This window comes from Tautonia sp. JC769 (assembly GCF_040717455.1).
Classification (GTDB): Bacteria; Planctomycetota; Planctomycetia; order Isosphaerales; family Isosphaeraceae; genus Tautonia.
The window spans coordinates 1-10,784 of the sequence record NZ_JBFEFH010000054.1; the positions used below are offsets into that span (position 1 = coordinate 1).

At 69.6% G+C, this 10,784-nt stretch carries 6 protein-coding genes and 1 pseudogene; 2 read left to right on the forward strand and 5 right to left on the reverse strand.

Translation table 11 applies throughout. From position 1 onward, the window contains the following. Together AB1L88_RS26695 and AB1L88_RS26700 are read right to left on the reverse strand one after the other, a co-directional pair. The coding region (locus tag AB1L88_RS26695; RefSeq protein ID WP_367099777.1) for a transposase at positions 1-422 on the reverse strand (422 nt) is incomplete at its 3' end. Next, positions 419-826 carry an IS5 family transposase gene (locus AB1L88_RS26700; RefSeq protein WP_367099772.1) on the reverse strand — a complete coding sequence of 136 codons (408 nt, stop codon included), beginning with the start codon at positions 824-826 and terminating at the stop codon, positions 419-421. The genes AB1L88_RS26700 and AB1L88_RS26695, both read right to left, overlap by 4 nt. Positions 827-1,252: 426 nt before the next feature. Between AB1L88_RS26700 and AB1L88_RS26705 the strand changes: the two genes are divergently transcribed. Further along, positions 1,253-3,634: a hypothetical protein gene (locus AB1L88_RS26705; RefSeq protein ID WP_367099773.1), complete on the forward strand. Its 2,382-nt coding sequence runs from the start codon at positions 1,253-1,255 to the stop codon at positions 3,632-3,634. Between the two features lie 6 nt (positions 3,635-3,640). Here AB1L88_RS26705 and AB1L88_RS26710 read toward each other — a convergent pair whose 3' ends face one another. Continuing rightward, positions 3,641-5,002 carry a DUF1501 domain-containing protein gene (locus tag AB1L88_RS26710; protein WP_367099774.1) on the reverse strand — a complete coding sequence of 454 codons (1,362 nt, stop codon included), beginning with the start codon at positions 5,000-5,002 and terminating at the stop codon, positions 3,641-3,643. 464 nt (positions 5,003-5,466) lie between these two features. Between AB1L88_RS26710 and AB1L88_RS26715 the strand changes: the two genes are divergently transcribed. Further along, positions 5,467-7,917: a DUF1549 domain-containing protein gene (locus AB1L88_RS26715; protein WP_367099775.1), complete on the forward strand. Its 2,451-nt coding sequence runs from the start codon at positions 5,467-5,469 to the stop codon at positions 7,915-7,917. Positions 7,918-8,244: 327 nt separating this feature from the next. Here AB1L88_RS26715 and AB1L88_RS26720 read toward each other — a convergent pair. Continuing rightward, positions 8,245-8,406 (reverse strand): annotated as a pseudogene (locus AB1L88_RS26720) (integrase core domain-containing protein); the annotation flags it as partial. Positions 8,407-8,443: 37 nt separating this feature from the next. Further along, positions 8,444-10,414 (reverse strand): metallophosphoesterase, encoded by a 1,971-nt coding sequence (locus AB1L88_RS26725; RefSeq protein ID WP_367099776.1) that lies wholly within the window; start codon positions 10,412-10,414, stop codon positions 8,444-8,446. Between the last annotated feature and the right edge of the window lie 370 nt (positions 10,415-10,784).

The following is a 10,784-nucleotide window of genomic DNA, read 5'->3' on the forward strand; positions in this document are numbered from 1 at the left end:
GTCCTGTTGACGTTGGTCATGGCTCGGAGGCGGATGAACCGGAGGGCCAGATGGATCATCCCCAGGAACGTCACCTTGAGCTTCTCGTACCGCGTGGCGATGCGGCGGAACTCCTTGAGCTTGGCGAACAGCCGCTCGACCCGGTTCCGCTCGCGGTAGGCCGCCTCGTCCAGCGGCTCGGGGTCGACCCGGTTGGACTTCGCCGGGATCACCGCCTCGGCGCCGACCGCGGCGCACGCCCGCCGCTGCGCCGCGCCGTCGAACGCCTTGTCGCCGACCACCTGGTCGATCCGCTCGACCCGGGCGGCCGCACGGCCGAGCGTCGGCTTCAGCGTCGGGGCGTCGTGGTCCTGCCCCGGTCGCACGTCGACGGCGATCGCCGTGTCCTCGTCGGCCGCGGCGAGGACGATCTTGCTGGTCAGCCCGCCCCGGCTGCGGCCGAGCCCCTGCCGCCGCGCCGAGGCCGCCGCCCCGAGGCGTTTTTTTTCCGCGGGGCACCGGCGGCGTGCCGGTGCGCCCGCACGTGGGTCGAGTCGATGAGCACGCGCCGGACCTCGCCGAACTGCGGGTCGGCGGTCATCGCCTCGAAGAGCCGGGCCAGGGCCCCGGAGGCGACCCAGCGGCGGAAGCGATTGTACACGGCGTCCCAGGAGCCGAACTCGCCGGGCAGGTCGCGGAGCGGGACGCCGGTGCGGGCGAGGTACAGCAGCGCCTCGAAGAACATCCGGTCCGGCAGCGCAGGCGGCTGCCCGCCCTTGTGTCGCTTGGCCCCGTCGACCAACGGCTCCATCGCCGTCCACAGCTCGTCGGTGATCATGTATCGCATGGCGTCCGCGTCGCCGAGGAGTCGTTGGGATCATTAATCGCCCCTAACTTGTTACCCGGCAGGTGCGAACAACGTCAACAGACCCTCGTCGATGCATTCGTCCCGTGGTCGAGTTCGGAGAATCTTTCACGAACGAAGGGTGTGTCTCGCCGGATGCCGGAGCTCCTCTATCGAAGCCGCCGCTGCCGGGGACGTATTCGTAGTCCCGGGCGAACGGGTCGTCGTCTTCCCCGCTTGGCCGAACACCGGCGAGGCAAGGAGCCGGGCGCCCGGGGCGCTCAGATGGCTTGACCACGCGCGGGGCCTGTGGGAGTTTGATGGGGTCGGGAGGGCCCGTTCTTGCAAGCGGCCGTCGTCCGACTCGGCTATCCGGCCGCCCGGATCCGGATGAGGACTCAAGCCCCGGAATGCTCCCCGGAGATTGATATGATCCATCTCACCCGTGACGGCCTCCTGGCCGGGCTGCTGGTCCTCCCCTCGATCGCCTGGGCCGATTCCCCACGATTGACCGGCACCTCCCCACTGGGGATCCAGCGAGGGTTGTCGACGGAGGTGACGTTCGAGGGATCGGGCCTCGGCGACGGCACCAGGTTGATCGCCCCTTTCGACTTCGAGATCGAGGAACCCACCGGGAGTGAGCCCGGGGCGACCCGCTGGCAGGTGCGGCTGACCGCCGATGCCCGGACGGCGGTCGGGGTCTACCCCGTGCGGGTCGTGACGGACTCGGGGATCTCCAACCCGATCCTGTTCGCGGTCGGCCAGTTGCCGCAGATCGCCGAGGCCGAGCCGAACGACGCCGCCGCCAGCGCGCAGGAGATCCCGAACCCCATCGTGGTCGAGGGGGAGTGCCCGGGCAACGACCTGGACTTCTTCCGATTCCCGGGCCGGGAGGGCGATCGGATCGTCGTCGATGCGTTGTGTGCGCGGGTCGGGACGGAACTCGATCCGATGATCCGGCTGACGACCGCCGACGGGCGGCTCGTGGCCTCCGCGAACGACCACCCGGGCCTCGTGACCGATTGTTACCTGACGGCCGTCCTCCCCGAGGATGGGGAGTACGTCCTCGAAATCTGCGACTCTCGCTTCGCCGGCGCGGGCCGGACGGGGTATCGCCTGCTGATCGGGGCGGTCCCGTTCGCGGGCGAGGTGCATCCGCTCGCCCTGCCGCGCGGGCAGGACACCGCCCTCGCATTGCGCGGGGGGACGCTGTCGATCGACGGCCTCTTCGCCCTGCGGACGCCCTCCGACCCGCTCTGCTCGATGTTCCAACCCGCGATCCCCGCCCGGTTGCTTGGCGATCCCGCCTGGGCGGATTCCGAGCTCGACGTGGAGCTTCCCGCTCCGGTCGCGCTGGGCTCGCCGGTCGCCGTGCCCGAGCCGGCGGATCCCGCGCAGCAACTCCCCCCCCTCTCGCCGCCGGTGACGGTCCTGGGACGGCTCTCGGCCGCCGGCGAGCGGGATGAGTTCACGATCACGGCCCCGCCGGGGAGCCGGCACGAGGTCCGCGTCGAGGCCTGGGGGTTGGGCTCCGCGCTGGACGGTCAGCTGCGTATCTTCGGCGGGGACGGAAGCGTGTTGGGAGAGAGCGACGACGGCAAGCCGTCCTCCGGGCGTCGCTCCCGTCGCAGCAGGGGCCCCACCTCGCCCGATCCCTCGTACGATCTCACGATCCCGGACGGTCAGGACGAGGTCCGGATCGTCGTCAAAGACCTGGCGGATCGAGGGGGCGTCGGTTTCACCTACCGGCTGGTCGTGGAACCGGCCGCACCCTCCTTCGGGCTCACGTTCGAGGAGGGGCAGGTCGCCGTCCCTCGGGGCGGCACCGCGCTGATCCCGGTGACCGTCACGCGATCCGGATATGATGGTCCCGTTGCCCTGGATCTCCGAGGTATCCCGGACGGGTCCGGCGTGACCGTCCTCCCGGGGACGGTGCCCGCCGGTCAGACGAGCGGAGTCGTCGGGCTGGAGGCCGTCCCGGAGGGCGAACCCCAGGTCCGAGAGATCCAGGTGGTCGGCTCGGGCGACGACGGCCAGGCCGTCGTGGCGTCCGGGACGACCGTCTTCGCGCAGCAGACCCTCGATGTCCGCGGCTTCGGCATGTCCGGGACGATCCCCAGCTACTCGCGGCCTGTGGTCAGCCTCACCGCGGCCGTGATCGGGCCCGGCCCGATCCTCCTGGCCTCGGAGCGACCGAGGTTCGTGGTGCCGCAAGGATGCGCGATCGATGTCCCGCTCCAGGTCGTACAGGTGGCCGAGCGAGAGGTGACCTATCGGATCGCCGCCCTGTCGTCGCCGGACGGATTGAGCGTCGAGGAACTGGATGTCGACGGGGGCGAGTCGACGGCAGAGATCGAGCTCACGGCGGCGGCGGACGCGACGCCCGGCCCGTATCAGGTCGGCCTGGTTGCCCGCCCCTCGGGATCCGAAGGCCCGCCCGTCGCCGCGGCCCTGATCAAGGTCGAGGTAGTCCCTCCGGCGAGTCTGGAACTGCCCGGGGGGGAGATCGCGATCGCGCCGGCGGGGAGCGTCGCGATCGAGGGCAAGGTCGCCCGCGTCGAGCCCTTCGCCGGGCCCGTCGAGGTCCGGCTCGACGACTTGCCCCCCGGGATAACGGCCGAGCCCGTCGAGGTCGCGGCCGACGCCTCCGAGTTCACCGTCACGCTCCGGGCGGCCGCCGACGCCGCCCCCGCCGAGGCCCGGCCCCGAGCCATCCTGACCTACGAGCTCGGGGACCAGGAGGGGCTCGTGACGCATGGCCCCCTGAGCTTGAAGGTTCTCGCGGCGGATGCGGCCGAGGAACAGAGGTGATGGCACTCAGGCCAGCAAGGGCATGATGGGGGTCCCGTACGACACGGGCACCGGCTGGCCGAGGTGGTTGTGGAGCTCGGTGGCGGGATCGATGCCCAGGCAATAGAACATGGTCGCGGCGATGTCGTCGGGAGTGCAGGGGTCGTCCTTGGGGTAGGCCGCCGTGGAATCCGAGGCGCCGTAGACGAATCCCCGCTTCATGCCGCCGCCGGCCATCAGCAGGGTGTAGCACTGCGGCCAGTGATCTCGGCCGGCGTCCTTGTTGATCGTCGGGGTGCGGCCGAACTCTCCCGTCCAGACGACGAGCGTGTCGTCGAGCAGGCCGCGCTGATCGAGATCCTCGATCAAGGTCGGCAAGGTCTGCTCGGTGGTGGGGAGGAGCTTATCGCGCAGGAGGCCGAAGTTGTTGCTGTGCGTATCCCATCCGACGATGCCGGGCGAGTAGAAGACGGTCACGAACCGCACCCCGGACTCGATCAACCGCCGGGCCATGAGCACGCTCTGGCCGTAGGGCGTGCGGCCGTAGCGCTCGCGGAGCCGGGGGTCCTCGGCCTGGATGTCGAAGGCCTTCTTCGTCTCGGAGGAGGTCAGCAGCGAGAGGGCCTTCTGCTGGTAGGCGTCCAGGCCGTGGACCGCCGCGATCGACTCGCTGAGCTGGGAGTACGCGGCCAGCCCGGAGCGCAACGCCTGGCGGTTGGAGACCCGCTCCAAAGGCACCTCGATCGGCAGCGTGAGCTCCTCGACCGAGAACTCCGGGTCATTCGGGTCCTTGGTGATGAACAGCGAGTCGTGCTCCTTGCCGAGATAGCCCGAGAACTGGCCCGGCGTGCGGAAGACGCCGTCGGCGATCATCCAGGGCATCGAGACGAACGTGGGTACCCGCGCCTGGCTCGGGGCGAGCTTGCTGACGATCGAGCCATACGCGGGATAGTCCGAGGCCGAGGCCGTGGCCGAGACGTTGTCCACCTGGGGGGTGTGGCCTGTCAGGGAGTAGTAGGCCGCCGAGTTGTGCGCGCCGATCCGATGGTTCACGGATCGAACCACCGTGACCTGATGCATGATCCGGGAGACCCGAGGGAGGAGCTCGCAGACGTCGAGCCCGGGCAAGCTCGAGGGGATCGGCTTGAACTCGCCGCGCAGCTCGGCGGGCGCATCCGGCTTCATGTCGAAGGTGTCTTGCTGGGGCACCCCGCCGAACTGGTGCAGGAAGATCACGGACTTGGCCCGCACCTTCGGCCCCGACCGGGCCTCGGCCCGCAAGGCCGCCGGCAGGCTCAGGCCGAGGGTCCCCAGGGCACCGACCTGGAGCATCTGCCGCCGCGACAGCATGGCACGGCGAAAGTCCGCACAGGCGTATTCTGCTCTCATCGCTGCCATCCTCCGAGCTGATTCGTGATGAGTCCGGACACCGGCCGATCGCGTTCCCGCGGGGCCGGACAATCCCCGACTTTATATGGGCCCGGCGAGCGGGCCGCCCGGGGTGGATTGATGCCTGTTCGCGATGTTGGACTGAAGTTAGATCCTTTCGTTATAAGCTCCCGATCGTCGAGCCGCAAACCCGAAACCCGGCAAGGATCGAGATAATCTCGGCATAATCGCATGCCGCTCTTCCCACGTTGTCGGTCCGCCGACTTCCGAAAGGGTGCCCTCCCGCAGGCCCGGGGTTTACGCGACCGATCGGCACAGTATATAACATGTGTTGAGCTGCATCCTCGACTCCGACTGGCCGGCCTGCATCCGGGACATTCGTCCAGCGATCGGGACGTTCGTTCATGTGGGTGTTCGCGTGACACGGATCACGCCGCCTCGGTCTCGCCCCGGAGAACACACCCATGCCCCTCCGCACCGCATGTCATCTTCTGGCGTTATGCCTCGCCCCGGCGATCGTCCAGGCGGCGAGGCCGGTGCCCGACCGGATCCGCATCGAACCGCCCGAGACGGTCCTGGATGGCCGTCGGGCCACGGCGCAGCTGATCGCGACGGGCCATTACCCCGGCGAGACCGTCCGCGACCTGACGCATGAGGGCGACTGGACGAGCTCGGATCCGTCGGTCGTCGCCGTCGGCCCGGGGGGCCTGATCGAGCCGCGTGGGGACGGGCAGGCCGAGGTGGTCGTGCGACTCGGGCCGAGCGAGGCGAGGGCGGTCGTGCGGGTCCGCAACGCCGACGAGGCACATCCCATCCAGTTCGCGCACGAGGTCCTGCCCGCCTTGACCAAGGCCGGCTGCAACATGGGCGCCTGCCACGGCACCCCCACGGGCAAGAACGGCTTCCGACTCAGCCTGCGCGGCTTCGATCCCACCGTCGACTTCCAGTCCCTCGCCCGCGAGGTCGGCTCCCGGCGCACCAACCCGTTCGATCCGGAATCGAGCCTGATCCTGCTCAAGGGGACCGGCCAGACCCCTCACGAGGGCGGCAAGCGATTGGAAGCCGGGGATGTCTGTTACCAGGCCCTCCGAGATTGGGTCGCCGAGGGAGTCCGATCCGACCCGGACGAGACGCCCGAGTTGGTCGGCCTGGCCGTCACGCCCCCGGGACGCATCCTGGACGACCCGGCCAGTGAACAGCAGCTGGTCGTCCGGGCGCGATTCGCCGACGGCTCGACCCGAGACGTGACGCGGCTCGCCCGCTACAGCACGACCGACACCTCCGTCGCGAGCGTCGACGACGCGGGGCGCGTCGTCAAGGAGTCGCGGGGCGAATCGACCGTCCTGGTCTCGTTCGAGCACCTGGTCGCCGCGGTCCGCCTCGTCTTCCGGGAGCCGGTGCCGGGGCTGGTCTGGGACGATCCCCCCGAGAACAACTTCATCGACGAGCACGTCTTCGCGAAGCTGAAGCTGCTGGGCATCCCCCCGTCGGGGCTGACCAACGATGCGCAGTTCTGCCGTCGGGCCTATCTCGACGTGACCGGCCTGATCCCCACGCCCGAGCAGCTCGTCGCGTTCCTCGAGGACCCTCGCCCCGACAAGCGTGCTCGGCTCATCGACGAGCTGCTCGGGCGACCCGAGTACGTCGACTTCTGGGCCCTGAAGTGGGCCGACTTGCTGGGTTGCAATCAGCGCTTCACGGGCACGAAGGGGGCCATCAGCTACCACCGGTGGATCCGAGACCAGGTCGCCTACAATGTGCCGCTCGACCGGTTCGTACGCGAGGTCATCACGGCCCAGGGCCCGACCTTCACGAATCCCCCGGCCAGCTTCTACCGCCGGATCCGCAGCCCCGAGGAGGCGGTCGAGTCGGTCAGCCAGATCTTCATGGGCGTGCGCGTGGGCTGCGCCAAGTGCCACAACCACGTCGCGGAGCGCTGGACGCAGGACGACTACTACGGCATGGCCGCGTTCTTCGGCCAGGTCGAGTACAAGAACGGGCCGCAGAACTTCGCGCAGTACAACAAGGAAGAGACCGTCTACCTGGCCCCCGACGCCGAGATCCGCCAGCCGCGCACCGGGGCCGTGATGCAGCCCAAGCCGCTGGGCGACGAGCCTGTGGACGTGCCGAGCGGCGAGGACCGCCGCGCGGCGCTGGCCGACTGGCTCATCGACCCGTCGAATCCCTTCTTCGCCAAGGCGATGGTGAATCGCATCTGGTACCACCTCATGGGCCGCGGCATCGTCGACCCGGTGGACGACTTCCGGGAGTCGAATCCCCCGGCATCGGCCGAGCTCCTGGAGGCTTTGGCCGACGACTTCGTCGCGCACGGATTCGATGCCAGGCGGACGATCCGGCTGATCCTCGGCAGCCGCGTCTATCAGCTCTCATCGCAGCCGAACGAATTCAACGAGGGGGACGATCGCTACTTCTCGCACGCGACGGTGCGGATGCTCTCGGCCGAGCAGATGCTCGACTCGGCGTGCCTGGCCACGGGCGTGCCCGAGGAGCTCTTCTACCTGCCGCCGGGCGCCCGGGCGGCCCAGGTGCCCGACGGCGAGCTCGTCCACCCGTTCCTGAGGGACTTCGGCCAGCCGGCTCGGGCAGACGCCTGCGAGTGCGAGCGGGGCACCGATTCCACCCTCGAGCAGGCGCTCCAGCTCATCGGCGGCCGGACGCTCCACCGCAAGGTCGTCGCCCGGGAGAGCCGGATCGGCGCGCTGATCGAATCGGGCGTGGACGATGAGACGCTCGTGGAACAGCTCTTCCTGTCCACGCTGTCCCGCTATCCCGCGCCCCAGGAGCTTGAGCTCGCCGTCTCCGGACTCGCCGCCCAGCCCTCCGACCGCCGAAGGGCCGCCGAGGACCTGCTCTGGACCCTGATGAATCACCCTGAATTCCTGTTCCAGCATTGATGCCCGGTCCCCCGGTCGCCTCGGCCCTGTTCGAGGTTGGACGCGGGGGCCTCGAGCAACTCCCGCGGCCGGCCTTGGGCGGCGCCCATGCCTCCCGCGTGTCCGGGGCCGGTCCATCCGGGCGCGGACGCCGTCGGGCATGCGAGCGAGGATCGAACCGACCAGCTCGATGGCCCGCAGCCGCCCGCGAGCGCCTCTCTCATCTCGGTCAACGACCGATACCCTCACATCCACGATGCCAACTGACCTGCCACCGAATTGTGGTCCAGGGATGATGAGAGTGCGGGGTCGGGGATTCGAACGACGTCGGTCGGGGGGGACGAAGCGGCCCAAAAATCGGTCCGGCCTCCGATGGTTGGGGTCCAGGCGAAGGCCTTCGAGGATGACCTTCGCCGCCTCCGGCGTCTCGAACCCCTCACCGGCCAACAACTCGTCACTCAATCGGCCGTCGAACGCCTCGCTGTAGGCGTTCCCCCACGGGCTCCCCGGGGGGGGCGGCCCCCCCCAGGGCCCGGGTCGATTCGGCTCAGGGACGGCGGACGAAATGGCCGAACCGGGCGTTGGAACGATCGACGTCCCGGGTGCCCCGCCAGAGGACGCGGGACGGCTCAGCACCGGGCTCGTCGACATCCGAGACGACGACCGAGAGCTGGAAGCTCGACCAGGCGGCGCCGTCCTGGGCCTCGGCCAGCGCCGAGAGCGGCATGGCCAGCTCGACCTCATAGCCCCCCTCGATCTGCCGGGAGGCGGCCCGGGCCCCCTCGATGGTCGGACCATCCCGGCGCCGGCCGACCTCCAGGGCATCCGAGGCCTCGTCGCCGTTCGGTGCCGGGGCGGGGATCGTGAACCGGTGGCCTCCGCGGGCGAAGCGGGGGTCCGAGACGCGGCGGTCCATCGGCCGGGGGTCCCAGAGCACCTCGAGCCGATCCTCGCCGGGGACGATCGCCTCGTCGAGCACCCGGGCGGCGAGGTAGAGCATCTCGTCGTCGTACGCCAGGTCGAAGGACAGGTCGGCGTCGCCGGGGCCGGTCCAGGACTCGGCGGCTCCCAGGATCATCGGCGGGCTGGGCAGCCCGTTCCGCAGCGACTCCCACTCGTCGAGCCGGCCGTCGAGGGCGACGTCGCGGTCGGTCGGGGAGATCGTGTAGCCCCGATCGATGACGACCGGTACCGCCTGCTCGGCCTTCAGCGGCGCCTCGCCCTCGGCGGCCTCGCCGGTGATCGTGGCGGTGAAGACGGTGCCGGCCAGCGCCTCGAAGGGGATCGGCTCGCCGAAGGCGACGCGGACGGACAACTCGGCGGCCTCGCCGGGCTCGGCGGTCAGCTCCAGGGAGGCGGGATCGACCGTCAGTCCCCGCAGCGGCAGGCCCTCGATCCGGCCGCTGACGGTCACCGGGACGTCGAAGTCGTTGGCCAGGCGGACGTCGATCCGTCCCTCGTCCAGGCCTTCCCCCTCGGTGATCAGGATCGGCGCGACCTGCACCGAGGCGTCGGTGAGGAACTCCCGGAAGCGGGCGATCCCCTTCTCGGTGACCGTGTCGGGGGCGAGCACGCCGTCGAGCAGCAGGTGGGAGACCCGGGGGCCGTCGGGCTCCATGGTCAGCCAGGTGACGTGGTCGAACTCGCCGTAGGGGACGCCCCGGAGCTGGGAGCCGCCGCCGGTGGTCGCCAGGTGGTAGTAGTTCATGCCGTTGCGGTCATACTGCACGTAGTGGTGGACGTGGCCCGCGAAGACGGTGTGCGGGCGGTCGCCGAGCATCGCCTCGACCCGCTTCCAGTTGGTCGGGTCCGGGTTACCGGCGGCCATCTCGCGCTCGGCGTAGGTCCAGAGCGGCTTGTGCAGGAAGAGCAGGGTCCATCGGGCGTCGGCGTGGGCCGCGAGGTCCTCCTCGAGCCAGGCGAGCTGCTCCTCGCCGAGGTGCTGCTGCGGGTCCTCGGAGTTGATCGCCACGAAGTGGACGCCCTTGTAGTCGAACGAGTACCACTCCCGGCCGAAGTGCTCCCGCCAGATCCGGTGCATCGTCGGGTTGGTCAGGTCATGGTTGCCGGGGACGAAGAAGAACTTCATCTCCATGGTTTCGATGAAGCCGAGGAACTCCTCCCACTGCCGCTCGATCTCGGGCACCTCCTCGGTGTAGCCCTCGATCAGGTCGCCGACGCTGACCACGAACTCGGGGCGGAGCAGGTTGACCTTCTCGACCCCCTTCTCCCAGATGCCGGGCCGGTGGCCGCCGGTGCGGTCGGTCATGATGGCGATGTGGAAGCGGTCCGGGTGGTTGAGGTGCGGCGCATCCGACCAGGGCTTCGGGCCGTCGATGGGCGGCAGGATCAGGCCGGTCGGGTACTTCGGCCCGGCGGCCTCCGCGGGGGCCTCGCCCGGATGATTGTGGCCGTGGCTGTGCGGGCCGTCGTGGGCCCTTGAGGTCGATGGGGCCGCGGCGCCCCCGATCAGTGCGAGGCCGACGGCCATTGCCTGTATCCACTCGGCTCGGGTCATCACGATCACTCCTCGATGGTTGCCGTTCCTGGTGTAATCCCCCGCGGGACGTCCGTACGCCCGGCGAAGGCCCCATCGTAGAAGGAGAGTGAGTCGAATCCGAGTGCTCCCCGCGAGCTTTTCGGGAAGTCTCGAGTCCGAGATCGACGCCGACCCGATCGGAGCGATCAACTCGGGTATGCGACGAGACGCTGCCCGTCATGAGGATGAAGGTGCAGAACGAAGGAAGCTTGGTAGAGAGTCGACTTGCAGAACTCGCGCCCTTCGGTCCGATAACGCCGCATGACCGTACGACCCGCCGCAACCGGCATGGATGTCAGGTGCGTCCGCCCCCCGGCGGATTTCCTGAATCAGTCTTCGGCCGCTTCAT

What these genes read in the sequence shown, in the direction of transcription:
- AB1L88_RS26700 (WP_367099772.1), bottom strand. Translation starts at nt 826, where the DNA reads ATGCGATACATGATCACCGACGAGCTGTGGACGGCGATGGAGCCGTTG.
- AB1L88_RS26705 (WP_367099773.1), top strand. Translation starts at nt 1,253, where the DNA reads ATGATCCATCTCACCCGTGACGGCCTCCTGGCCGGGCTGCTGGTCCTC.
- AB1L88_RS26710 (WP_367099774.1), bottom strand. Translation starts at nt 5,002, where the DNA reads ATGAGAGCAGAATACGCCTGTGCGGACTTTCGCCGTGCCATGCTGTCG.
- AB1L88_RS26715 (WP_367099775.1), top strand. Translation starts at nt 5,467, where the DNA reads ATGCCCCTCCGCACCGCATGTCATCTTCTGGCGTTATGCCTCGCCCCG.
- AB1L88_RS26725 (WP_367099776.1), bottom strand. Translation starts at nt 10,414, where the DNA reads ATGACCCGAGCCGAGTGGATACAGGCAATGGCCGTCGGCCTCGCACTG.